General features: G+C 75.0%; 18 protein-coding genes, 2 pseudogenes and 1 riboswitch. Of the genes and pseudogenes, 8 read left to right on the top strand and 12 right to left on the bottom strand.

Annotated features, from left to right (window positions below; all coding sequences use genetic code 11):
• Window positions 1-48: 48 nt before the first annotated feature.
• Window positions 49-1,137, bottom strand: coding sequence for a pyridoxal-phosphate-dependent aminotransferase family protein (locus tag ACFW3D_RS24930; protein WP_500507203.1), 1,089 nt, complete (start codon window positions 1,135-1,137; stop codon window positions 49-51).
• Window positions 1,138-1,205: 68 nt separating this feature from the next.
• Between ACFW3D_RS24930 and ACFW3D_RS24925 the strand changes: the two genes are divergently transcribed.
• From ACFW3D_RS24925 to ACFW3D_RS24905, 5 genes are all read left to right on the top strand, one after another.
• Entirely contained in the window at window positions 1,206-2,306 is a 1,101-nt protein-coding gene (locus tag ACFW3D_RS24925; RefSeq protein WP_500507201.1) for an amidohydrolase family protein, read from the top strand.
• Entirely contained in the window at window positions 2,227-2,697 is a 471-nt protein-coding gene (locus ACFW3D_RS24920) for a DUF1877 family protein (RefSeq protein ID WP_500507217.1), read from the top strand. The genes ACFW3D_RS24925 and ACFW3D_RS24920 overlap by 80 nt, the downstream gene beginning before the upstream one ends.
• 120 nt (window positions 2,698-2,817) lie before the next feature.
• A complete protein-coding gene (locus tag ACFW3D_RS24915; protein WP_500507199.1) occupies window positions 2,818-3,936 on the top strand; it encodes a Hint domain-containing protein in 1,119 nt (372 codons plus the stop codon).
• A gap of 212 nt (window positions 3,937-4,148) precedes the next feature.
• Window positions 4,149-5,213, top strand: coding sequence for an SCO1860 family LAETG-anchored protein (locus ACFW3D_RS24910; protein WP_500507215.1), 1,065 nt, complete (start codon window positions 4,149-4,151; stop codon window positions 5,211-5,213).
• Window positions 5,214-5,413: 200 nt separating this feature from the next.
• On the top strand, window positions 5,414-8,161 hold the full coding sequence (locus tag ACFW3D_RS24905; RefSeq protein ID WP_500507197.1) for an ABC transporter substrate-binding protein: 2,748 nt from the start codon (window positions 5,414-5,416) through the stop codon (window positions 8,159-8,161).
• Between the two features lie 108 nt (window positions 8,162-8,269).
• Here the strand turns inward: ACFW3D_RS24905 and cobC are convergent, their stop codons facing one another.
• The 11 genes and pseudogenes from cobC to ACFW3D_RS24850 form a co-directional block, all read right to left on the bottom strand.
• Window positions 8,270-9,295, bottom strand: a complete 1,026-nt coding sequence (gene cobC / locus ACFW3D_RS24900) for an Rv2231c family histidinol phosphate aminotransferase CobC (RefSeq protein ID WP_500507213.1) — start codon at window positions 9,293-9,295, stop codon at window positions 8,270-8,272.
• A gap of 72 nt (window positions 9,296-9,367) precedes the next feature.
• A pseudogene (locus ACFW3D_RS24895) lies at window positions 9,368-9,649 on the bottom strand (CbiX/SirB N-terminal domain-containing protein); the annotation flags it as partial.
• A gap of 89 nt (window positions 9,650-9,738) precedes the next feature.
• Window positions 9,739-10,179: a cobalamin biosynthesis protein gene (locus ACFW3D_RS24890; protein ID WP_500507195.1), complete on the bottom strand. Its 441-nt coding sequence runs from the start codon at window positions 10,177-10,179 to the stop codon at window positions 9,739-9,741.
• Complete coding sequence (locus tag ACFW3D_RS24885; protein ID WP_500507193.1) at window positions 10,176-11,531, bottom strand: cobyrinic acid a,c-diamide synthase CobB; 1,356 nt, start codon at window positions 11,529-11,531, stop codon at window positions 10,176-10,178. The genes ACFW3D_RS24890 and ACFW3D_RS24885 overlap by 4 nt, the downstream gene beginning before the upstream one ends.
• The gene (gene cobO / locus ACFW3D_RS24880) at window positions 11,525-12,121 is read right to left on the bottom strand and encodes a cob(I)yrinic acid a,c-diamide adenosyltransferase (RefSeq protein WP_500507191.1); all 597 of its coding nucleotides are present in this window, start codon (window positions 12,119-12,121) and stop codon (window positions 11,525-11,527) included. The genes ACFW3D_RS24885 and cobO overlap by 7 nt, the downstream gene beginning before the upstream one ends.
• Complete coding sequence (locus ACFW3D_RS24875) at window positions 12,121-14,139, bottom strand: putative cobaltochelatase (RefSeq protein WP_500507189.1); 2,019 nt, start codon at window positions 14,137-14,139, stop codon at window positions 12,121-12,123. The genes cobO and ACFW3D_RS24875 overlap by 1 nt, the downstream gene beginning before the upstream one ends.
• Before the next feature lie 73 nt (window positions 14,140-14,212).
• Window positions 14,213-15,724: a cobyric acid synthase gene (locus ACFW3D_RS24870; RefSeq protein WP_500507187.1), complete on the bottom strand. Its 1,512-nt coding sequence runs from the start codon at window positions 15,722-15,724 to the stop codon at window positions 14,213-14,215.
• Complete coding sequence (locus ACFW3D_RS24865) at window positions 15,721-16,707, bottom strand: cobalamin biosynthesis protein (protein ID WP_500507185.1); 987 nt, start codon at window positions 16,705-16,707, stop codon at window positions 15,721-15,723. Before ACFW3D_RS24865 ends, ACFW3D_RS24870 begins: the two co-directional genes overlap by 4 nt.
• Window positions 16,708-16,761: 54 nt before the next feature.
• A riboswitch (cobalamin riboswitch) is annotated at window positions 16,762-16,888 on the bottom strand.
• A 155-nt stretch (window positions 16,889-17,043) separates the two neighbouring features.
• Window positions 17,044-17,286 (bottom strand): hypothetical protein, encoded by a 243-nt coding sequence (locus ACFW3D_RS24860; protein WP_500507183.1) that lies wholly within the window; start codon window positions 17,284-17,286, stop codon window positions 17,044-17,046.
• Between the two features lie 37 nt (window positions 17,287-17,323).
• Window positions 17,324-18,541, bottom strand: a complete 1,218-nt coding sequence (locus ACFW3D_RS24855) for an inorganic phosphate transporter (protein ID WP_500507181.1) — start codon at window positions 18,539-18,541, stop codon at window positions 17,324-17,326.
• Between the two features lie 822 nt (window positions 18,542-19,363).
• Window positions 19,364-20,755: an NAD(P)/FAD-dependent oxidoreductase gene (locus ACFW3D_RS24850; protein ID WP_500507179.1), complete on the bottom strand. Its 1,392-nt coding sequence runs from the start codon at window positions 20,753-20,755 to the stop codon at window positions 19,364-19,366.
• A gap of 120 nt (window positions 20,756-20,875) precedes the next feature.
• Here ACFW3D_RS24850 and ACFW3D_RS24845 point away from each other — a divergent pair.
• The 3 genes and pseudogenes from ACFW3D_RS24845 to ACFW3D_RS24835 all read left to right on the top strand — a co-directional run.
• A pseudogene (locus tag ACFW3D_RS24845) lies at window positions 20,876-21,526 on the top strand (class II aldolase/adducin family protein); the annotation flags it as partial.
• A gap of 221 nt (window positions 21,527-21,747) precedes the next feature.
• A complete protein-coding gene (locus ACFW3D_RS24840) occupies window positions 21,748-22,860 on the top strand; it encodes an alpha/beta hydrolase family protein (RefSeq protein WP_500507177.1) in 1,113 nt (370 codons plus the stop codon).
• Between the two features lie 125 nt (window positions 22,861-22,985).
• Window positions 22,986-24,371 (top strand): hypothetical protein, encoded by a 1,386-nt coding sequence (locus ACFW3D_RS24835; RefSeq protein ID WP_500507175.1) that lies wholly within the window; start codon window positions 22,986-22,988, stop codon window positions 24,369-24,371.
• Window positions 24,372-24,374 lie beyond the last annotated feature (3 nt).

The raw sequence follows: 24,374 nt of genomic DNA, 5'->3' as shown, positions 1-24,374 counted from the left end.
GCCCGAGCCGTTCGCGACGGCTCGGGCGGCCCCTGGGGATGCGGTGCGTCAGACCCGCCGGGCGGCCTCCGCCGCCGCCACGGCCGGCCCGGGGTCGGCCTCCAGAGCGCCGGCCAGTGCGCGCAGCGTACGGACGACCACGGCCGGGTCGGCGTCCCGGCCGTAGTGGTTGACCCGGATCATCTCCTTGGCCAGCGCCCCGCCGCCGGCGACCAGCGGGAGTCCCGGCTCCAGCGCCAGGGCACGGGCGACCAGCCCGTCGGCGGCGACGCCGTCCAGGGTGCGCAGCGTCGTGGCGACCGGCGCGGCGTCCGCGTCCCGGTACACGTACGGCTCGACGGCCGCGGCCAGCGCCGCCGCGCCGGCCCGGGTCGCCGCCGCGGCGGCCCGGTGCCGGGCGACCACCGCGTCGAGCCCGGCCTCCTCGATCCGCTCCAGGCATGCCTCCAGCGCCAGCATCTCCAGCTGCGCGGGCGCGTGCGGCAGCGCCTTGCGCCCGGCGTCGATCCAGCGCTCCTTCCAGTCCAGCAGCGACAGGTAAGAACGGCGCGGCGCCGCGGGGTTGTCCGCCAGGCGCCGCCAAGCGCGCTCGCTCACCGACACCGCCGACACCCCGGCGGGCCCGCCCATCGCCTTCTGGGCGCCGATCACGCACAGGTCCACGCCCCACGCGTCGACCAGCAGCGGTTCGGCCGCCACCGACGCGACCGCGTCGACCATGAACAGCGCGCCGTGCGCCCGGACCACCTCGCCGATCTCCGCCACCGGATTGGTGTTGCCGGTGGCCGCCTCCGCGTGCACCAGCGACACGAAGTCGATCTCCGGGTGGTCGGACAGCGCCCGCGCGACGTCCCGCGCGTCCACGGCGGCGTGGAAGGGCACCTCCAGGTCGACCACGGTGGCGCCCGCGTCCCGCAGCCAGTTGCCGAAGGTCTGGCCGTACGGACCGGTCACCACGTTCAGCGCCGTCGAACCCGGCCGCGCGCCACCGCGGATGCAGCCCTCCAGCGGCAGCAGGGCCTCGCCCTGAGTGATCACGACGTCCTGCTCCGTGTGCAGCAGCGCGGCGACTCTCCGCTCGATCGCGGCGAAGCGCTCGGCGGTCAGCGGGGGCAGGTCGAGCAGGGGGTGGGACACGGCGGCGCTGCTTCCTTCGTCGGGGGGTGTAGGGCCCGAGGGTATCCGGCGGCTCGTAGAGTGCAGACATGGCTGATCGCGAGGCGCCGCAGGCACTGCACGTCAAGGGCCGCATCCTGGCCGGGCCGCAGGACGTACGGGACGAGCTCTGGGTGGTCGGCGGGCGCGTCACCTACGAGCGCCCCGCCGGTCTGCGCGACGTCACCACCGTCGAGGGCTGGGCCCTGCCGGGCCTGGTCGACGCCCACTGCCACGTCGGCCTGGACCACCACGGCCCCGTCGACCCGGACACCTCCGAGAAGCAGGCGCTCACCGACCGCGACGCGGGCACCTTGCTGCTGCGCGACGCCGGTTCCCCCTCGGACACCCGCTGGATCGACGACCGCGAGGACCTGCCGCGGATCATCCGGGCCGGCCGGCACATCGCCCGCACCCGCCGCTACATCCGCAACTACGCCTGGGAGATCGAGCCCGAGGACCTGGTCGCCCACGTCCGCCGGGAGGCCCGGCGCGGCGACGGCTGGGTCAAGCTGGTCGGCGACTGGATCGACCGCGACACCGGCGACCTGTCCGCCTGCTGGCCGCGCGGGGCCGTGGAGGCCGCCATCGCCGCCGCCCACGAGGAGGGCGCCCGCGTCACCGCCCACTGCTTCGCCGAGGACTCCCTGCGGGACCTGGTCGAGGCGGGCATCGACTGCGTCGAGCACGCGACCGGGCTCACCGAGGACACCATCCCGCTCTTCGCCGAGCACGGGGTGGCCATCGTCCCCACCCTGGTCAACATCGCGACCTTCCCGGACCTCGCGGACGGCGGCCAGGCGAAGTTCCCGCGCTGGGCCGACCACATGCGCCGGCTGCACGCCCGCCGCTACGACACCGTCCGCGCCGCCCACGACGCCGGCATCCGGATCTTCACCGGCACGGACGCCGGCGGCTCCCTCGCCCACGGGCTCGTGGCCGGCGAGGTCGCCGAGCTCGTCACCGCCGGCCTGCCCGCGCTCGACGCGCTCTCCGCCGCCACCTGGTCCGCCCGCGAGTGGCTCGGCCGCGACGGCCTCACCGAGGGGGCCTCCGCCGACCTGGTCGTCTATCCCGAGGACCCGCGCGCCGACGTCCGCGTCCTGGCCGCGCCCCGGCGCATCGTGCTGCGCGGTCGCGTGGTGGGGTGAGGCCGAGGCGGGGATCGCCTGGAGCATCGAGAAGGACTTCGAACTCCTCGACCGGCTCTGCACGAGCGAGCCCGCGGCGCCGGGCGGCGCCGACGGCCCCGGCGCCCTCCCCGTCGCGGGCGGCATCGTGATCGAGGACCCGCGGGACATCGACCCCCCGATGCTCGTGCTCGATCCCGGAGAGGTCCGGGAGGCCGCGAGGTTCCTCGACGAGGTGCCCTTCGACGCGCTGTGGGCGTCGGGCGGGAAGCCGGTCATGGCCGGCTTCCGGGGATGGGACGAAGCGCGGGTGCGTGACGCGGTCGTCCGGCCACGGCACGAGGGGCTGCGGACCTTCTACGCCCGCGCTGCCGCCGAGGGGCACACAGTAGTGAAGTGCTTCTGGTTCTGAGCCCCGAATGATCCCATCACCCCAATTCGGGTGATCCTGTACGGGAACAGTCGATCCATCCCTTTCCGTCGTGCTGCGATCGGTCCAGCCGGCCGACACCGCAACGGGACGGGGAGCACCATGACCAGGCAGGGACCGCAGAAGTACCCGGGGGCATCGCGCAGGTACTGGTACCAGGACGACTACGGCGGCGACGCGATGGAGGTCAACGCCCTCGTGCTGCACACCACCGAGGGCCGCAGCGTGCCGACATACGGGAGCGGGAGCAGCGCGCCCAACCTCACGGCGAAGCCGGACTTCGAGGACGAGAAGCTGGTCTGGTACCAGCACTTCGACATCGACATCTCCTCGCGCGCCCTGGTCAACCGGCCCGGCGGGGTGGAGACCAACACCCTCAACGTGTGCCAGGTGGAGCTGGTGGGCACCTGCGACCCCGATCGGCACGAGGACTGGGGAGCCGCCAACCGGCACATCTACTGGCCCAAGGCCCCGCAGTGGGCGCTGCGCGAACTCGCCGAATTCCTCGCCTGGATGCACACGCACCACGGCGTGCCGCTGAAGGGCCCGAAGCTCTGGCTGCCCTACCCCCGCTCGTACGGGAACGCGGGCGGCCAGCGGATGACCGGACGGGAGTGGAACGCCTTCCGCGGGGTCTGCGGCCACCAGCACGTGCCGGAGAACTGCGTGCACCCGGACACCCCGGTGCTCCGCGCCGACCTGAGCTGGGCCCGGGCGGCCGAACTGGCCGTCGGGGACGAGATCGCGTGCTTCGACGAGGAAGACGCCGGGGGTGCCGCGGACGCGGCGGGCGGTCAGGGCCGGCGCCGGCTCCGCCGCGGGGTGGTGACCCGCAACGACCCGGCGCGCAAGGACGCCTGCCGGGTGACGACGGCGCGGGGCGAGGTCGTCGCGACGGCCGACCATCCGTGGCTCGTACGGCAGCCGCACGGCGACGCGTGGGTGACCAGTCGTGAACTCACCCCGTTCAAGCACCGGATCGCCGTCCTCGCCGAGGGGCACGGCATCCCCGCGGACGCCTGGGAGGGCGCCGCGGTCGCCGACGTCACCGGAGAGGCGGAGGTGCTCGCGGTCGAGCACCTGGGGGAGCAGCCGATCGCCTCGCTGTCGACCTCGACGCGTACGTACGTGGCGCGCGGGCTGCTGTGCCACAACTCCCACGGGGACCCCGGCGCGCTCGACTTCGCCAAGCTGCTCGAATACGCACGATCGCAGGTGTGACGCGCGGGAACGCGTGTGCCGCAGGTTTCGAATACGGAGGCGAAAACCACCCTTTGGAGTGAACCGGGCCCAGGCGGGTGCCGGTTCACTCTCCGTACGTAAATCATTACGGGGTCGAGGTCGCCCGGCGAGCGCGCTGTCCCCTTCAGCGGCGCTGTGGCGACTCCATGACCATTTGGGGGTTTTCCACTTTGTCCAGCTCTCCCTTCAGCATGCCCGCGCGCCGTCCCGCCGCCGCGCTGGGGGCCGCCGTCGCGCTGGCGGCGGGCGCCCTCGCGCTGGGGCCCGCGACCCCGGCCGCCGCGACCGGGGGGACCCACGGCTCGTCCGGCAAGGCCGGGGCGGTCGTCCTGCGGACCGGCCTGGATGTCTCGCTGCTCCGCAAGTCCGTCGACGTACCGCTGAACCTGACGCTCAACGAGGTCCACGCACCGGCGAGCGCCGACGAGACCGCGCTCACCGCCACCCTCGACGGGGTCGACCGCGGCAAGCCGTTCAGCGTCCTGCGCGCCGACGTCGCCACCGCCCGGGCCACCGCCGACCGCCGGAAGGCGGAAGGCTACGCCAAGCTCGTCAAGGCGCGCGTCAACCTGCCCGGACTGCCGCTCCTCGGGCTCATCAAGGCCGATCTGATCTCCGCGCGCGCCACGTGCGTGGCCGGCCGGAAGCCGGTCGCCGAGGTCGAGATGCCCGGCCACGTCGTGGTGCTCGGCAAGCGCGTCGCCGTCTCGGCCGGCGGCACGACCCTGGTGAAGGTGCCGGGCGTGGGCGAGGTCCGCCTCGACCTCGCCAAGAAGACCGTCACCTCGCGCAGCGCCGCCGCCACCGCACTGGAGCTGTCGGTGGAGGTGAACCCGCTCAAGCTCGGCGTCGCCGAGGTGAGCGGCACCGTCACCCTCGCCGGCGCCACCTGCGAGACGCCCCGCCGCGGCGGGCACGGCGGTGGCGGGGGCCACCACGATGGCGGCGACGACTCCGGCAACAACGGCGGCAGCGGCGGCGACGACTCCGGCAGCGGCGAGGAGCCGCAGACCGGCGGCGAGTCGGAGCAGCCCTCGCAGTCCGCGGAGCCCTCGCAGTCGGCCGCGCCCTCGGAGTCCGCGCGCGCCGACCAGTCCCCGCAGGCCGCGCCCGCGGCCACCGGTGACCTCGCCGAGACCGGCAGCAGCTCCATGACCCCGTACCTCGCGGGCGGTTCGGTGCTGCTGTTCGCCGCCGGATTCCTCGTGATCCGCAAGACCCGCCGCAAGCCGGCGGCCGAGAGCGCCCGGGACTGACGAGCCCGGGTGACCCCGGGGGCGGACCAGGGGTGAGGGGGGACGTGGAGGGCGGCGGAGTGTCCGGAGCCGCCCTCCACGCGTTCTCCGGCACCGTTCCGCGCCCCTCCCGCCTGCGCACGGGCGTCTGAAAAGGGTACTTTCCACTACCCTGTTGGGGAGTGTCCGCGCGCCCGTCGCGGACGGGGCCGGGGGGTCGCATGTTCGGGGGACGGTACGAGTTGCGGGCGCTGCTCGGCTCCGGCGGCATGGCCCGGGTCCATCTCGCCTACGACACCCGGCTCGGCCGGACCGTGGCCGTCAAGACGCTCCTGCCGGAGCTCGCCCGAGACCCCGAGGCGCGGCGCCGCTTCGCCCGCGAGGCGCGGGCCGCGGCGGGACTCAACCACCCCGGCATCGTCACCGTCCACGACCAGGACGAGGTGACGACCGACGACGCGGTCGTGCCGTACCTGGTGATGGAGCACATCGAGGGCCGCACCCTCGCCGAACTCGCCCGCGAGCAGGCCCCGATGGAGATCGAACGGGCCGTCCGCACCACCTGCGAGATCCTGGACGCACTCGCCCACGCCCATGCCCGCGGCCTCGTCCACCGCGACGTGAAGCCCTCCAACGTCCTGATCACCACCGGCGGCGCGGTCAAGGTCGCGGACTTCGGCATCGCCCGGGTCGTCCACTCACTGTCCCGCATCACCGGTACCGGCTCCGCCATCGGCACCCCCGGCTACATGGCCCCCGAGCAGTGCGCGGGTGACGCGGTCGACGCCCGCAGCGACGTGTACGCGGTCGCCTGCATGCTCACCGAACTCCTCACCGGCACCGTCCCCTTCGCCGGGGCCACCCCGCTGTCGGTGATGTACGCACACGTCCACCAGACACCGGTGCCGCCCTCCGCGCGCAACCCCCTAGTGCCGCCCGAACTCGACTCGATCGTGCTGTCCGCCCTGTCGAAGAACCCGGCGCTGCGCCCCCGCGGAGCCGCGGAGATGCGGAGCGCCCTCAGCGGCTGGCTGGCCTCGCGGACCCCGCCCACGGGCCCGCCCGCCCTTCCCCCGCCGCCCACACGGCCGCCCACCCTGCCCCACCCGGCGTACAACCCGCCCTCGTTCGGCCCGCCGTCCTACCCCACCCGGCCCGCCTGGGACACCCCGGTCCCGGCGCCCCGGCGGCGGCGTTGGGGCGTGGTCTCCGTCGTGACCGCGGCCGTCGTGGCCCTCCTGGTCACCGTGACGGTCCTGGTGGACCCCTTCGGCGACGACCCGGCGAAGCCGACCACCCCCACCGCCCAGGACCTGATCGCCGCCCGCAGGCCGACCGGCGGCTACAACGGCGCCCTCACCGGCGCCGTCGGCCCGTCCACCGCCAAGGGCGGCACCCTCAGGCTCATCTCCGCCTACACCCCCGACTCCCTCGACCCGGCCCGCACCTACTCCCCGATCGTGTGGAACCTGGGCCGCCTCTACCTGCGCAAACTCGTCGACTTCGCCCCGCAGCCCGGCGCCGCCGGCACTCGCCTCGCACCCGACCTCGCCACCAGCACCGGCAAGATCTCCGACGGCGGACGCACCTACACGTACACCCTCAAGGAGGGCGTCACCTTCGAGGACGGCACGCCGATCACCTCCCGGGACGTCAAGTACGGCATCGAGCGCACCTTCGCCAGGGACCTCTACCCCGGCGGCCCCACCCATCTGCGCGACCTGCTCGACCAGGGGCAGGACTACCCCGGCCCCTACAAGGACAGCGACCCCGACGGGCTCGGCCTGAAGAGCGTCGAGACCCCCGACGCCCGCACGATCGTCTTCCACCTCGACGCGCCCTTCGCGGACTTCCCCCACGTCCTGGCGCTGCCCATGTCCTCACCGGTCCCGAAGGCGAAGGACACCAAGGAGCGCTACCAGGACCAGCCGGTCGCCAGCGGCCCCTACCGCATCGCCTCCTACGACGCCGCCGAAGGGCTGCGCCTGGTGCGCAACGCCGAATGGGACCCGGCCACCGACGCGATACGCACCGCCCTGCCCGACGAGGTGGACCTCACCATCGCCGCGGACGCGGCCGCGGTGGACACCGCCCTGATGAACGGCACCGCCGACCTCGACCTCGCCCAGGCCGGCGTCCAGCAGGCCACCCGCACCCGCATCCTCGCCGACGACTCGCTCAAGTCCCGCGCCGACCTCGTGCAGACCGGCGCCGTGCGCTACTTCTCCCTGCAGACCGCCGTCGCGCCCCTCGACGACTACCGCTGCCGGTGGGCCGTCCAGTACGCCACCGACCGCAGCCTGCTGCGCGACGCCATGGGCGGCCAGGACGCCGGCGACGTCGCCGGCGGCATGCTCCCGCCCACCACGGGCGGCCACGACCGGCACCTCGACACCTACGGCACCGTGAGCGGCGGCTCCTATCCCGAACAGGCCCGGCGCTTCCTCGGCGAATGCGGCCACGCCAAGGGGTTCAGCACGGTCGTCGCGGTCTCCGGCAGCGACCCGGCCGCCCGCAAGGCCGCGCAGTCGCTGGTCGGCCAGCTCGCCAAGGTGGGCATCAAGGCGAGCGTGCAGACCCCCGACGCCGCCGACTTCTACGCCGCCCTCGCCGACCAGCAGCAGATCAAGGACAAGGGCTGGGGCATCGTCATGACGACCTGGCAGTCCGACTGGCCCTCCCCGGCCGGTTTCCTGCGCCCGCTGCTGCTGCCGCACAGCCCCAGCAACTACGCGGGGCTCGACGACCGCGAGATCAACTCCCTGATGGACGAAGCCGATTCCGAGACCAACCGCAACGCCGCCGACAACCTCTGGCGCACCGTCGACTCCACCGCCCAGGACCGCGGCACGCTGCTGCCCTTCCTCTACGACCGCCGCCTCAACTACCGCTCCGACCGCCTGACCAACGCCTACGTCCACCCCGCCCTCGGCGGCCTCGACGTCCAGGCCCTGGGCGTCAAGGGCTGAGCCGGCGCGGCCGGTTCCAGGTGCCGGGCGTCCCCGCCGGGGCGTCCGCCCGCGCGCCCGAACGGGGACGAACCCCGGTTCGGCGACGGCGGGCGCGGCGACTCGGGGTCAGCCGGTCAGGGCCTTCGACAGGGCGGCCGCGAAGCGGTCGGCCGTGGCGGGGTCGCGGACGGCGACGCGGAGCCAGTCGGGGGAGAGGCCGGGGAAGGTGTCGGCGCGGCGGACGGCGAAGCCGAGGTCGCGCAGGCGCTCGCGGACGGAGGCCGCTTCGGGGAGGCGCAGCAGGACGAAGGGGCCGTGCGCGGGGCCGGCGACCTCGACGTCGTCGAACTCGCCGAGCCGGCGCAGCAGGTACTCGCGGTCGGCGGCGGTCCGGCGGGCCGCCTCCGCCGCCTCCTCGACGGCCTCCGGGGCGCTGCAGACCTCGGCGGCGGTGAGGCCGGGCGCGGAGACGGCCCACAGGGGCTGGGCGCGGCGCAGCGCCGCCACGTGCTCGCGGTCCCCGAGGACGTAGCCGACCCGCAGGCCCGCCAGGCCCCAGGTCTTGGTGAGGCTGCGCAGCACCACCAGCCCGGGCAGGTCGCGGCGGGCGGCGAGGCTCTCGGTCTCGCCGGGCACGGCGTCCATGAACGCCTCGTCGACGACGAGGGTGCGGCCCGGCCGGGCCAGGCGGGCGAGGTCAGCCGCGGGGTGCAGTACGGAGGTGGGGTTGGTCGGATTGCCGACGACCACCAGGTCGGCCGCTTCGGGCACCGCCCACGGGTCGAGGCGGAAGCCGTCCTCCGCCCGCAGCACGACGCGGTGGACGTGGTGCCCGGCGTCCCGCAGGGCCGCCTCGGGTTCGGTGAACTGCGGGTGCACGACCACCGCGTGGCGGGCCCGGGTGGTGCGGGCCAGCAGGACGAACGCCTCCGCGGCGCCCGCCGTGAGCAGTACCTCCTCCACCGGGCGGCCGTGCCGGGCGGCGACCGCGCGGTGCGCGGTGCGGTCGTCGGGGTAGCCGGCCAGCCCGTCGAGGGTGGCCGCGAGGCGTTCCCTGAGCCACGGCGGGGGTGTTCCGGCGCGTACGTTGACGGCCAGGTCGGTGAGGTCCGCGCCGCCGTCCCGGACCTCGGCGTCGCCGTGGTGCCGCAGGTCGTGGCCGCCGTCGCCGTCGCCGTCGCCGGGACCCGGCCACCCGGCCCCGCCGTCGGTGGGCTGTGCGTGCCGTACCTCGACCTCGGGGCGCGCCTCGGCCCAGCCCTCCGCCTGCTGCGCGACGCGCTCCTCCAGGGCCGCGTCGGCGGGGAAGCAGGTGAGCAGGACGATCCGCCGGGCGCCGAGCCGTGCGCAGCGTTCCAGCCCCGCCGGGACGTCCGGTGCGGCGGTCGTCAGGAAGGCGGTCTCCACGCCCGCATAGCCCCGGCCCTCCCACAGCAGCCGTGCGGTACGGGCCACTTCGGCGTTGTCCGCGGGCTCGGGGGAGCCGGCGCCGACCAGCAGCACCATGGTCGCCGCCCGATCCAGCGGCGTACGGCGGCCGCCGCCCAGCGCGGCGTCGACGCGCCGCTCCAGCACGTCCTCGGGCGAGGGGTTGATCACGGTGCCGTCTCCTCCGTCGTGCCGTGCCTGCCGTGCGTGCCGTGCCCAGGGCGCCGTGCCACCGCCGCGGTCGCCCGCGCCGCACCTCCGCCCCCGGGGACGGACTTCCTCTTCGGTACCAGCAGTTCGCCGCCGGGCGCCGCGGCCAGCGCGGCCGCCTCCGCCACGGAGGGCGTGCCGACCGCGGCCAGCACCGCGCCCGAAGGGCTCGGCACGTCGACCGCGGCCAGCGTACGCGCGCCGTACGTCACCAGGGGGACGCCCAGCCGCTCCGCCGCCGCGACGAGGCCCGGCTCACGGTCCTTGCCGTCGACGGTCGCCAGCGCCGTGACGGACGCCTCCGGCACCCCGGCCTCGGCGAGCACGGACCGTACGAGCGCGAGCACTTCGGCCGCCGCCACGCCACGGCCCGCCCCGACGCCGACGACGACGCTCACGAGGGCGTGCCCGCCCCGCCCGCGGAGGCGGCGAACCGCCGCGCCAGGGACGGTTCGGCGGCCCAGTGGACGTGCAGGTACGAGGCGTGGACGCCGCCCTGTACGAAGCCCTCCACGCGCCGCTCCGGCCGCACCAGGCCCCAGGCGGGTGTGGCCCCGGCGGCGGGTTCCACGACGGTGCGGTGGAACTCGTGCCCCCGCACCCGGGTCCCGGCGGCCGCCAGCGCGTTGTCGGTGATCGCGACCGCCTCGCGGTAGCCCAGCGTGAGCCGGTCCGACATGCGGGCCGTGGTGTCCAGCACCCCGCACATGGGACGTCCGTCCAGTTCCCGTCCGAGGTAGAGCAGGCCCGCGCACTCGGCGGTCACGGGCCCGGTGAAGGCGGCGACGGCCTCACGCAGCGGCTCGTTGGCGGACAGCTCGTGGGCGTACATCTCGGGGAAGCCGCCGCCCAGGACCAGCCCCGCGGCACCGGTCGGCAGCCGCTCGTCGCGCAGCGGGTCGAAGGTGACGACCTCCGCCCCCGCCGCGGCGAGGAGTTCGACGTGCTCGGCGTACGAGAAGGTGAACGCGGCGCCGCCCGCCACCGCGACCACCGGCCGCGCGCCCGGCGCCGCCGGGCCGACCGCGGTCTGCGGGTCCCATGGCTCCTCCGCGAGCGGGGGAGCGCTGCGCGCCAGCGCCAGCAGCGCGTCCAGGTCGCAGCCCGCCCGTACCCGGGCGGCCAGGGCACGCACGGCGTCGACGGCGTCCGTGCGCCGCTCCGCGACCGGGACCAGCCCCAGGTGCCGGGAGGGCGTGCCGACCGCCGTGTCGCGCCGCAGCGCGCCCAGCACCGGCACACCGGCGCCGTCCAGGGCGTCGCGCAGCAGCTCCTCGTGCCGGTCGGAGCCGACCTTGTTGAGGATGACCCCGGCGACCCGTACCTCCGGGTCCCAGGAGGCGAAACCGTGCACCAGCGCCGCCACCGAACGGGACTGCGACGAGGCGTCCACCACCAGCACCACCGGCGCCCGCAACAGCTTCGCCACATGCGCGGTGGAGGCCAGTTCGCCCATCCCGGAAGCCCCGTCGAAGAGCCCCATCACGCCCTCCACGACGGCCAGGTCGGCCCCCCGTGCGCCGTGCAGGAACAGCGGCGCGATCCGCTCCGGGCCGCACATGTACGCGTCCAGGTTGCGGCCGGGCCGGCCGGTGGCCAGGGCGTGGTAGCCGGGGTCGATGTAGTCGGGACCCACCTTGTGCGGGGAGACGGCGAGTCCGGCCTCCGCGAAGGCGGCCATCAGCCCCGTGGCGACGGTGGTCTTGCCGCTGCCCGAGGCGGGGGCCGCGACGACGAGCCTGGCTACCACTCGATGCCCTTCTGGCCCTTCTGGCCGGCGTCCATGGGGTGCTTGACCTTGCCCATCTCGGTAACCAGGTCCGCGAAGTCCAGCAGTGGCTGCGGGGCGTTGCGGCCGGTGATGACGACGTGTTGGGTGCCGGGCCGGTCGCGGAGCACCGAGACCACCTCGTCGGTGTCGATCCAGCCCCAGTGCAGCGGGTAGGCGAACTCGTCCAGCACGTACAGCCGGTAGGTCTCGGCGGCCAGGTCGCGCTTGACCTGCTCCCAGCCCTCGCGGGCCGCGTCCTCGCTCTCGGCGATGTCCCGCTGCACCCAGGACCAGCCTTCGCCCATCTTGTGCCAGGCGACGGTGCCGCCCTCGCCGGAGGCGCCGAGCACGCGCAGCGCCCGCTCCTCCCCGACCTTCCACTTGGCGGACTTGACGAACTGGAACACCCCGACCGGCCAGCCCTGGTTCCAGGCTCGCAGTGCCAGCCCGAAGGCGGCGGTGGACTTCCCCTTGCCGGTGCCGGTGTGCACCATCACCAGCGGCCGGTTGCGGCGCTGACGGGTCGTGAGACCGTCCTGCGGCACGACGCTCGGCTGTCCCTGTGGCATTACGCGACCCTCCGTACATCCCGTACCAGTGCCGCGACGCTGTCGGCGCGCAGCTCGTCCAACGTCACGGCGGTGCCGTGCAGTTCGCGTGCGAGTTCGCCCGCGAGCCCCAGCCGCACCGGCCCGGACTCGCAGTCCACGACCACCGAGGCGGTGCCCCCGGCCGCCAGCAGCCGCGCCGCGCGCCCGGCCGTGCGCACCGGCTCGGGGCCGCCGGTCGCCCGGCCGTCGGTGACCACGACCAGCAGCGGGCGGCGGGAGGCGTCCCGCAGCCGCTCCACGCGCAGCACGTCGTGCGCCTTCAGCAGCCCGGCGGCCAGCGGGGTGCGGCCGCCGGTGGGCAGCTTCTCCAGACGGGCCGCGCCCGCGTCGACCGACGAGGTCGGCGGCAGCGCCAGCTCCGCCGTCGCGCCGCGGAAGGTGATCAGACCGACCTTGTCGCGCCGCTGGTAGGCGTCGAGCAGCAGCGACAGCACCGCGCCCTTGACCGCGCTCATGCGCTGCCGGGCGGCCATGGAGCCCGAGGCGTCGACGACGAAGAGCACCAGGTTGCCCTCGCGGCCCTCCCGGACCGCCTCGCGCAGGTCGTCCCGGCGGATCACCAGGCCCGGGCCGCCGCGCCCGCGGGCCCGCTGGTGCGGGGCGGCGGCGTGCACGGTGGCGGCCAGGTGCAGCTTGGACAGGGCGCCCCGGGGCCGCCGGGCGCCGGTCGTCCTGCCGTGCGCGGTACGGGCGCGGGAGCGGCGGCCCGCGGCGCCCTCGCCGAGACCGGGCACGGTCAGGGTGCGGGCCTTGAACGGCTCGGCGGCCGGCACCGCGGCCCGCTCCCCGCCGCCCGGCGCGGCGTCCGCGCCCTGCGCCTGGGGTCCGGACTCCGCCGGCTCCCTGGGCGGGGCGATGTCGGGCGCGGTGTCCGGGGCGCCGTCGTCACCCTGCGGCGGACGGCCGCCGCCGTCGGGGCCGCCGCCGTCCGGGCCGGGGTCCGGGTCCGGGTCGTCGTCCTGGCCGCGGTTGGCCTCCAGGGTCTCGTCGAGCTTGTCCTCGTCGAGGCCCGGCGCGTCGAAGGGGTTGCGGCGGCGCCGGTGCGGCAGCGCCAGCAGCGCGGCCTGCCGTACGTCGGCGTCGGTGACGTCGGTGCGTCCGGCCCAGGCGGCCAGGGCGGTCGCCGTGCGCGCCATGACGATGTCCGCGCGCATCCCGTCCACCTCGAAGGCCGCGCAGGTCGCGGCGATCTGGCGGAGCGCGCCGTCGCCGAGCGAGACCGAGGGCAGCAGCGCCCGTGCCGCCGCGATGCGCTCCCGCAGCCCCCGCTCCTCGCCCTGCCACACGGCGGCGAAGCCCGCCGGGTCCGCGTCGTGGGCGAGACGCCGCCGGACGACCTCCACCCGCTCGTCGGTGTCCCGCGAGGCCGCGACCTCCACGGTGAGGCCGAAGCGGTCGAGCAACTGCGGCCGCAGTTCGCCCTCTTCGGGGTTCATCGTGCCGACGAGGAGGAAGCGCGCCGCGTGGCGCACCGAGACGCCCTCGCGTTCGACGTAGGAGGCGCCCATGGCGGCCGCGTCCAGCAGCAGGTCCACCAGGTGGTCGTGGAGCAGGTTGACCTCGTCCACGTAGAGCACGCCGCGGTGCGCGTCGGCCAGCAGCCCCGGCTCGAAGGCCTTCACGCCCTCCGCCAGGGCCCGTTCGATGTCCAGGGCGCCGACGAGGCGGTCCTCGGACGCGCCGACCGGCAGCTCCACCATGCGCGCCGGCCGGCTCTCCGCGCCGGCGTCCGGCCCGTGCGGCCCGTCGGGGCACGCCGGGTCCGGTGCCGCCGGGTCGCAGCCGAAGCGGCAGCCGGGCACGACGTCCACGGGCGGCAACAGCGCTGACAGCGCCCGTACGGCGGTCGACTTGGCGGTGCCCTTCTCGCCGCGCACCAGCACACCGCCCACCGCCGGGCTGACCGCGTTCAGCAGCAGCGCCAGCCGCAGGTCCGCCATCCCGACGATCGCGGTGAAGGGGTAAGGGGTGCTCACGCGGCCTCCTGGGTCGAACGTTCGTTGCGGCGGTGGTCACGGACGGCCCGGCTGCGGGCCGTCGACGGGGTGCTCACGGCGCCCCCGGGGGGACGAAGGGCAGCCCCGCAGGGGGGCCCTGCTCGATCAGGCGGAGCAGGGCGGCGGTGTCGGCGTGTTCCTCGATCAGATCGCCCAGCCGGTCCAGTTGCTCCTCGCGGAGCGCGGCGAAGGAGGTGCCGGGGGCGGGCACGAAGCGCCGCCCCGCGGCCTCGGCGACCCGGCGCAGGAAGGCGCGGCGGAAGCCGTCGCTCTCCAGGGAGCCGTGCCAGTGGGTGCCCCAGACCGCGCCGGTGCGGCAGCCGTCCAGGAAGGGCTCGTCGCCGTCGCGGACGTCGGCCACACCGTGGTGGATCTCGTACCCCTCGACGGGTTCGCCGTACGCCTTCCCGGACGGCCGGGCCAGGGTCTTCCCGACGGCGAAGCGGACCCGTACCGGCAGCAGCCCGAGCCCGGGCACGGTTCCCGCCCGTGACTCGACGTCGTCCTCGATCGTCTCGCCGAGCATCTGGAAGCCGCCGCAGATCCCCAGCACCGGGCGGCCCTCGGCGGCCCGGCGCGCGATTGCGCCGGCCAGGCCGCGCTGCCGCAGCCACTCCAGGGCCCTGACCGTGCCGCGGGTGCCGGGCAGCACCACGAGGTCGGCGTCGGCGAGTTCCTCCGGCCGGTCGACGAAGCGGACGAGGACACCGGGCTCGGCTGCGAGCGCGTCCACGTCGGTGAAGTTCGACATCAGCGGGACCGCCGCGACGGCCACCCGCAGGACGTCCTCGCCGTGCGGCGGCGCCGTGTCCGACTCCCGGACGCTGCCGCGCAGCGACATCCGCAGCCCGTCCTCCTCGTCGATGCCGAGGCCGTGCCGGAACGGCAGCACCCCGTAGAAGCGGCGCCCGGTCAGCCCGCGCAGCATCTCGAGACCCGGCTCCAGCAGGGACACGTCGCCGCGGAACTTGTTGACCAGGTAGCCGCAGACCAGTTCCTGGTCCTCGGGGGCGAGCAGCGCCGTCGTCCCGAAGAACGAGGCGAAGACCCCGCCGCGGTCGATGTCGCCGACCACGACCACCGGGAGCCGGGCGGCCCGCGCCAGGCCCATGTTGACGATGTCGCCCCGCCGCAGGTTGATCTCGGCGGGGCTGCCCGCGCCCTCGCAGATCACCGCGTCGTACCGGCCGCGCAGCTCCTCCAGGCAGCCGGTGACGGTCTCCAGCAGCTGCGCGCGGCTCCCGTTGTGGTAACCGCGCGCGCTCATCTCGCCCACCGGCCGCCCCATCAGGACGACCTGGCTGGTGCGGTCCCCGCCGGGCTTGAGCAGCACCGGGTTCATCAGGGCCGAGGGCTCCACGCGCGCCGCCTGGGCCTGCATCGCCTGGGCGCGGCCGATCTCGGCGCCCTCGCGCGTCACGTACGAGTTCAGCGACATGTTCTGCGCCTTGAACGGCGCCACGGAGACGCCCTGCCGGGCCAGCCACCGGCAGATTCCCGCCGTGACGACGCTCTTGCCGGCGTCCGACGTGGTCCCGGCGACCAGCAGGCCCCCGCCCCTCATGAGTCCCTCCTCCGGGCGACCGCGCCCCACGCCAGGCGCCCGCCCACCGCGGCCGCCAGCGCCAGCGCGCCGACCCGCCGTGACAAGCGCGCCGCCCGTTCGATGTCCCGTACCTCCACCGGCCGGTTCCCCGCCCCCAGCACGGGCCGGTGCTCCACCCGCCCGCCATAGGCAAGCGTCCCCCCGAGGCGCACGCCCAACGCCCCCGCGAACGAGGCCTCCACGGGCCCGGCGTTCGGGCTCGGATGCAGGGGGCCGTCGCTGCGCCAGGTCCGCCAGGCCCCCCGGTGGTCGGGCCCGGCCAGCACCGCCAGCGCGGCGGTCAGCCGGGCACCGGGGTAGCCGGCCACGTCGTCCAGCCGGGCCGCGGCCCAGCCGAACCTGCGGTGTCGCGGCGACTTGTGACCGACCATCGCGTCGAGGGTGTTCACCGCCCGGAAGCCGACCAGCCCGGGGACGCCGCCCAGCGCGCCCCACACCAGAGCGCCCACGACGGCGTCCGAGGTGTTCTCCGCGACGGACTCCACGACCGCCCGCGCCAGTTGCGCCTCGTCCAGCGCCTGCGGGTCGCGGCCGCACAGATGGGGCAGCCGCTCGCGCGCGGCCTCCGTGTCGCCGGCGGACAGGGCGGTGCCGATGGCGCGCGCCTCCCGTACCAGGGAGGTCCCGCCGAGCACGGCCCAGGTCGCCGCCGCCGTCAGGGCGACGGACGCGGGGCCGGAACCGCGTGCCGCGCGCTGGAGCCCCGCCGCGGCCACCACCGCGCCGCCCGCGCACAGCGCGGTGTGGAGGGCGCCCCGGCCGCGGTGGTCGCGCCACAGCGCGCGCTCCAGCCGGGCGGCGGCGCTCCCGAACACCGCCACGGGGTGTCCGCGGCGGGGGTCGGCGAGGGCGAGGTCGGCGAGCCAGCCGAGGGCGGCACCGGCGGCGAACGCGCACGGCGCCACGGCGCCGGTGTCGGGTGAACGGCCGGAGCCGCGCATCGCAGGAGTCCTCACTCAGGGTCCGCGCCCTGGTTCGACGTGACCGGCGACGAGAGTCTCCTGGCTCCCGGATCGGCGGCACCCCCGGCCTTCCAGCCCTTCGTCAGGGCCGTGGCCATGGGCGGGGGTCCGCTCCCCGGTGACAGTGGCGGGACCGCGCCGGATTCGCACCGGACTTCCTCTCCTGCCGCCGTTTGGCGGTTCCGATACCACCACGCCCCGCTCCGGCCCGTCAACTCACCGCGACAGCCTGTGGAAAAGAAGAAACCCCAGCTCACGGCCGGAAAGCCGGGAGCTGAGGTCAACTTCACACCGCGGTGCGCGGGGACGTGCGGGTCAGGCGACGATCAGGTAGATCCCGTACGCCACCGCCGCCGCGCACAGCGCGAAGCACAGGTAGGCGCCGGTGCGGGCCAGGGCGGTCGAGCCGCCCGCGGCGGAGGTCCCCGCCGCGCCGCCGGCGGCGGTGCCCTGCTTGGACAGGCCGACGATGCCGAGGGTGAACAGGCCGACGAGTCCGACGGTCACGGCGAGGCTGACGCCGAAGACGGAGCCGAGGGCAGCCCAGTCGATGTGCATGGTGCTGGTTCCTTCCGGGGCCGGTGCGGCGCCGCCGTCAGGCGGAGGCCTTGGCGGGGTCGGTGTCGGCGGCGGTCACGGTCAGGCCCGCCGGCGGCGGGATGACGGCGGCGATGGCGGAGGTGATGACGCCCGGCTCCTCGGCGTTGCCGTGGGCGTCGTTGACGTTGGTGTGGTCGACGGGCTTGCGGCGGGAGGCGATCCAGATCGCGGTGCAGGCGGCCAGCGCCAGGACGGCGACCGCCGTGACGCCCCAGTCGCCCCGGTCGGCCAGGAGCGCGGCGCCCGCGGCGACCAGACCCGCGGCCGGCAGGGTGAGCCCCCACGCGGCGAACATCCGGCCCGCGGTGCTCCAGCGGACGACGCCGCCCTTGCGGCCGACGCCGGCGCCCATGACGGAGCCGGAGCAGACCTGCGTGGTGGAGAGCGAGAAGCCGAGGTGCGAGGAGGCCAGGATGACGGTCGCGGCGCCGGTCTGGGCGGCGAAGCCCTGCGGCGGCTGGATGTCGGTGATGCCCTTGCCCATGGTGCGGATGATCCGCCAGCCACCGATGAAGGTGCCGAGGGCGATGGCCATGCCGGCCGACACGATGACCCACAGCGGCGGGTCGGAGTCGGGGGCGACCACGTTGCCCGCGATCAGGGCGAGGGTGATGACACCCATGGTCTTCTGTGCGTCGTTGGTGCCGTGCGCGAGGGAGACCAGACCGGCCGAGGCGATCTGCCCGGCCCGGTACCCCTTGGCGGTGGCGGCCGGGTCGGCGTTGCGGCCGATGCGGTAGGTCAGGCGGGTCGCCAGCATGGCGGCCACACCAGCCACCACCGGGGCGCAGACGGCCGGGATCAGGACCTTCATGACGACCGCGTCACCGTTGATCGAGCCGAATCCGGCCGAGGCGACGGAGGCGCCGATGAGGCCGCCGAAGAGGGCGTGGGAGGAACTGGAGGGGAGGCCCGCCAGCCAGGTCAGCAGGTTCCAGACGATCGCGCCGACGAGCCCCGCGAAGATCACTTCGGGCTTGATGCCCGCGCTCTCGTCGAGGATGCCGCCGGAGATCGTCTTCGCCACCTCGACGGAGAGGAAGGCGCCGACGAGGTTGAGCACGGCGGACATGGCCACCGCCGTCTTGGGCTTGAGCGCGCCAGTGGAGATGGTGGTCGCCATCGCATTGGCGGTGTCGTGGAAACCGTTCGTGAAGTCGAACACGAGTGCGGTAATGATCACGATTCCGATCAGGAGCGTGATGTGTTCCATTGACCCAGGCATTCGTTCGATCGGACAGTGGCGGTGGCGACCGTACGGAGTCTGGATGAACGGAAGGTGAACGAGGGGCGGCGCGGCGGTGCCAGTGCGTGCGGGGGGTGTGGGGCGGGCTGCGTTTCGTCCTGTAATCAATGCTTCTGTGACCCTTTGCCGAGCCTTCCTGGTGCGGAGGAAGAGATCCTGGTCACGAGGGGTCATACGCGGCGGATCCGTGCGGGTTCGTCTCGCGCTCTGCGGGCGCAAAGCGGCGGGCTGCGGACGGGGAGGGTGGGCGGCCGGGGCTCGTCGGTGTGCGCGGGTGGGTGCGTGGTTCGGGTTCAGGCGCCGGAGCGGGGTCGGTTGTTCGTCTGGTTCCGGTCTCGTTGCTGTCCGCGGGTGCAGATGGCCGGTGACCACGCCCACCGTCCGCGGGTGGCGGGCCCGCCGTAACCGGCGTCCGCGGGTGCTTCCCCGACATCGGGCTCTGTTTCGACGTGTATGCCGGTGAAAGCGGGCCTGATCTCCCGCCGACCGCCCGGCAGCACCCCGAATCACCCGCAGTCGCGGGTAACGGCGGGCGCGCCCACCACCGGCAGCAGGCGTGGAAGCGGCCATCTGCACCCGCGGACGGCAACGAGACCCGAGGCAACCGGAAAGGAAATCCGCTCCGGCGCCTGAACCCGGCCACGCGCCGACCCGCACACGCCGACGAGCCCCGGCGGCCCACCTCCCCATCCGCAGCCGGCAGCCCTGCGCCCGAAGGGCGCGAGACGGCGGGGCAGCCGAACCACCGGCGCGGCACCCGCCGGGGCCGCACGTACCGGCCGAATCCCCTTAGTGGCGGCCCGAAATGCGGTCCGCGATGCGGGCCACCCGGTCGGTCTCCGCGCTCCGCCCGGCCTGCTCGCGCCGGTCGGCGGCGCGGTAGGCCGCGTACAGGCCGTGCACCCCGATCCAGCGGAAGGGCTCGGGCTCCCAGCGGCGCACGCGGTGGTGCACCCAGGGCAGGGCGGTCAGTTCGGTGCCGTGCGCCTGGCCGGAGTCCAGCTGGACGAGGTCCCGCAGCGTTCGCGCCGCGAGGTTCGCCGTCGCCACGCCGCTGCCCACGTAGCCGCCCGCCCAGCCGAGGCCGGTGGAGCGGTCCAGCTCGACGGTCGCGCACCAGTCACGCGGCACGCCGAGCACCCCGGACCAGGCGTGGTCGATCGCCACCCGCCCCGTCGCCGGGAAGAAGCGCACCAGGATGTCGCGGAGCGCCTCGACCGTCGCCGCCTGCGTGCGGCCGTCGTTGTCCGTGCGGGAGCCGAAGCGGTACGGCACCCCGCGGCCGCCGATGGCGATCCGGTCGTCGGCGGTGCGCTGCGCGTACATGTACGCGTGCGCCATGTCGCCGAGAGCCTCCCGGCCCTCCCAGCCGATGGTCTCCCAGACCTCCCCGGGCAGCGGCTCCGTCACGATCATCGAGGAGTTCATCGGCAGCCACGACCGCTTCTGGCCCTTGAGCGAGGCGGTGAAGCCCTCCGTGCAGCGCAGTACGTAGGGGGCGCGCACGGTCCCGAACGGCGTGACCGCGTGCTTCGGCCGGATCTCGGTCACCGGGGTCGACTCGTGGACGACGACGCCGAGTGCCTCCACCGTCCGGGCCAGCCCCTGCACCAGCTTCACCGGCTGGATGCGCGCCCCGTGCGGCGTCCAGGTGCCGCCGGCCGTCCCGGCGACCCGGATCCGCGCGGCGGACTCGGCCGCGCCCAGCAGCAGACGGTCCTTCTCGCCCAAGGCGACCTCGGTCTCGTGGAACGCCCTGAGCCGGGCCAGCTGCGCGGGGGAGTACGCGACCTCCAGCACCCCGCCCTTGTGGACGTCGGCGTCGATGCCCTCCTCGGCGGCGACCCGGATCACCTCGTCCACGGTCCCGTTCATCGCGCGCTGCAACGCCACAGCGGCCTCGCGGCCGTGCCGCGCGGCGTAGCGGTCGCGGCCCGCGATGCCGTTGTACAGCCAGCCGCCGTTGCGGCCGGAGGCGCCGTAGCCGCAGAAGCGCTGCTCCAGGACGACGATCCGCAGGAAGGGCACGGCCTTCTTCAGGTAGTAGGCGGTCCACAGTCCGGTGTAGCCGCCCCCGACGATGCACACGTCGGCGGTGGTGTCCCCGGGCAGCGGTTCACGCGGCACCGGGAGCCCTGACTTCGCGTACCAGAAGGAGATGCCGCCGTTGACGGTGGTCATGGTGCTGCCCCTGCAATTCGTATGCGTGATCGGTCCGGAAGCTGTGCGGGGACGTTACTGTGCCCCGAGAGCGGGCGGCAACGGCCAACCTGTCAGGATCAGCGCTCGGAGGTGGCACGGATGTCGGTGCGGAACACGGTGGCGCGGGCCTGGACGGAGCTGGTGGACACTGCCCGCCGCTCCGTCGACGACGGTCTCGTGGTCGGTACGTCCGGCAACGTGTCGGTGCGGGTGGGCGACGACCTCGTGCTCGTCACCCCCAGCGGGGTGCCCTACCACCGTCTCGGCCCGGAGGACACGGTCGGTGTCGGCTTGGACGGCAAGCAGGTGCTCGGCGCGCTGCGCCCGACGAGCGAGCTGGCGATGCACCTGGCGATCTACCGGCACACCGACGCGGGCGCCGTCGTGCACACCCACGCCGTGCACGCCACCGCCGTCTCCACGCTCCTCTACGAACTGCCCGCCATCCACTACATGGCCGCGGCGCTGGGAGGCCGGATACGCGTAGCCGACTACGCGACCTACGGCAGCGAGGAACTGGCCGCCAACGTCCTGCGCGCGCTCCGCGACCGCACCGGCTGCCTGCTGCGCAACCACGGCACCATCGTCTACGGCGACGACCTCGAGCAGGCCTACGACCGCACCGCCCAGCTGGAGTGGATGTGCCAGGTCTGGCTCGCCGCCCGCTCGGTGGCCGGGTTCTCGCCCTCGCTGCTCTCCAAGCGCGAACTCGCCCGCGTCGCCGAGAGGCTGCGCCAGTACGGCCAGCCCGGGGACGAGGCGGCGGAGCAGCACGAAGGGCACGGGGCCGGCGACGCGTACGAGGTCCAGGGCGCGCACGAAGGCCACGGGGAGCGCGGGGAGCACGGCGAGCACCGGGCCGTCCGCGCCGACGTCCCCCGGCCCCGCGCGGCCCACGAGGACGAGCGCGACTGAGCCCGGACGGCTCCGCCCACTGGCCGCCCCCGCCGAGCGCGCGGAGACTGGAAGGGATGCGCCTCACCACCGCGGCGGCCCTCGCCGCCACGACAGCGTTCGGTGCCGGGGCGGCCGCGGTGGCGGCCGGGCGGCACGTCTCCGGGCTTGCCCTGAGGCCGACCTCGAACGGCGTCGACCCGGACCCGCTCACCGTCCACGCGGTGACCGGGCAGGACATCACCCTCACCCGCACCCTCGGCACCGCGCGGCGCGGCGTGCACGGCCTGATCGCCGCCGGGGTGCACGTCACCGTCGGCGAGGTGCTGTCCACGGCCCCGGACTCGGTGACCCGCCGTCTGGTGCGGATCAACCGCGGCGCCGTCGCGCAGGGCGACCAGGTGCGGCTCACCCCGCAGGTGCACATCGGGACCCCGCGCTCCGCCCTCGGCCTGGAGTACCGGGACGCCGAGATCCCCGCCGAACTCGGGCTGCTGCCCGCCTGGTTCGTGCCCGGCGCCCGTGACACCTGGGTCGTGCTCGCGCACGGCCTCGGCACCTCCCGTGAGCTCGGCATGAACCTCATGGCGTTCCTGGCCAAACTGCGGTTGCCCGTCCTGGCGTTCTCCTACCGCAACGACGCCGGAGCGCCGCCCTCGTGGGACGGCATCGGCCACCTCGGCGACTCCGAATGGCGCGACCTCGACGCCGCCATGCGCTTCGCGGTCCGGCACGGCGCCCGCCGGCTGGTGCTGCACGGCTGGTCCACCGGCGCGACGATGGCGCTCCGGGCGGCCTGCCACTCCCCGCTGCGCGCCCTGGTGTCCGGGATGGTGCTGGACTCCCCGGTGCTGGACTGGCAGAACACGGTCCGCGCCGCCGCCGCCGCACGGGGCGCGCCCCGCGCACTGCTGCCGCTGGGCGTGCGCGCCACCGAGGGCCGCACCGGGCTGCACGCGGAGCGGATAGCCGAGGCCGCCCACCCGGAACGGCTGGACGTCCCCGCGCTCGTCTTCCACGGGCCCGACGACACGCTCGCCCCCTGGGGGCCGTCCCGCCAACTGGCCCGGCAGCGCCCGGACCTGGTCACGCTGCACGCCGTCAGCGGCGCCGCGCACGCGGCCATGTGGAACGCCAACCCCTCAACATACGAGGAGGCGCTCCGGCGCTTCCTCACACCCCTCCTCTGAGGCCTTCCCTACGTGGTCTTTATGTCCCAACAAAGGCGGATCTCTCCCTTCAATTCGGGCACGGTCCGTCACGGTAAGGGGACGCTCGTTTGGGTTTCCGGGTGCTCACCCGCAAGACTGCTCCCGTGACGTCCCGTATCCCGCGAGACACTCCGCTGCGTCTTGTCCCGCGCAGGCCACTCGCCACCGCGCGCCGTGCCGCCACAACAGCGCGGCGAAGCCGCCCGCCGCGGCCGCCGGAGGGAATCCCGGCGCTGCCCGAGCTCGCCCGCAGGGCGCGCACCGAACTCTCGGACGCCGTACGGCTGGCCCGCTGGGCCGACGCGGAGACCGGCGCCGCCGCCCCCGGGACCGCCGGGATACTGCGGGACCCCGATGTGCTGCGAGCCGTCGCCACCCTGGCACTGACGGAGCGGCAGGTGCGCACCGCCTGGGACCGGGCCCGGCTCACCGGCCTGATCGAGCTGCACAAAGGAGGCGCCGCCCGGCCCGGCTGGCGACTGCGCGCCTGGGACCGCGACGACACGGCCGTACTGCGCGGCTGGGTCGCCCTCTTCGACGCGTGGTCGCTGGCGCATCCCGCGGCGCTCGAGCCGGAGTGCGCCGACGCCGACCCCTCGCTCGTCGCCGAGGTCGTGGAGGCCGCTCCGCAACTGCTCTCCCTGCTCCACCTCTCCTCCGGTCCGGTCGCCGTGGCCGTACTGCTGGACCTGTTGCGGCAGCGTGTGGCCGAGCTACGCGCGGAGCGCCACGAGCCCCCGGCCGGCGCCGCCCGCGACGAACTGCCCGCGCTGCTGGACTGGACGCTCGACGCGCTCGCCCGCGTCGGCGCCCTCAGACCCCGCGACCCGGCCCGCCCCGGCGAGGTCACCATCACCGCGCTCGGCAGCTGGGCGGTGTGGGTGAAGCTCGAGCAGATCTGCGTGGCCGCGCAGGGCTCCGCCGGGCACTTCGAGCACTCCGCCGAGGAGATGCTCAAGGCCTGCATCGGGATGCCGCCCGGTGCCGCCCGCGACGAGTACAAGGCCTGGCTGGCGGCCCGCCCGGTGGCCCAGGCGGTGGGCGAGTTCCTGGACGTGGCGCGCGGCGACGACGCACTGCTGCGCGCCCTGGCCTTCGAGGCGCTGCGCGTCGTCGGCGGCCCCGCGGAGCCGTCCGTCCGCGACGTGGTCGACGAGGCCGGTCTGCGGCCCTACGCGCTGCTGTGGCTCGCCGAGCACGAGGGAGGGGACCCGGAGGACGTCGCCGCGCTGCTCACCCGCGAGGAGTCCACCTGGCTGTGGGTGGACACCGCCGCGGCCGTCGCCGACCACGGGGAGAGCCACCTGCTGGTGAGCCACCTGGAGACGGCCGTCCAGGGCTCGGTCACCCGCCTGCTGGAGGAACTGCGCCACGCCGGTCACCCCCGCACCGTCCAGGTGCTGGTCGCCCTCGCCGCCGCGCACCCGGACCCGGCGCTGTCCAAGATGATCCGCCGGGCCGCCTTCCAGGTGCACACCGGGGGAGAGTGAAGG

The sequence above is a fragment of the Streptomyces sp. NPDC058864 genome, assembly GCF_042742985.1.
In the GTDB taxonomy this organism is placed as follows: domain Bacteria; phylum Actinomycetota; class Actinomycetes; order Streptomycetales; family Streptomycetaceae; genus Actinacidiphila.
Note: the sequence above shows the minus strand (reverse complement) of the source record. Positions and strands in the feature narration are given on the sequence as shown.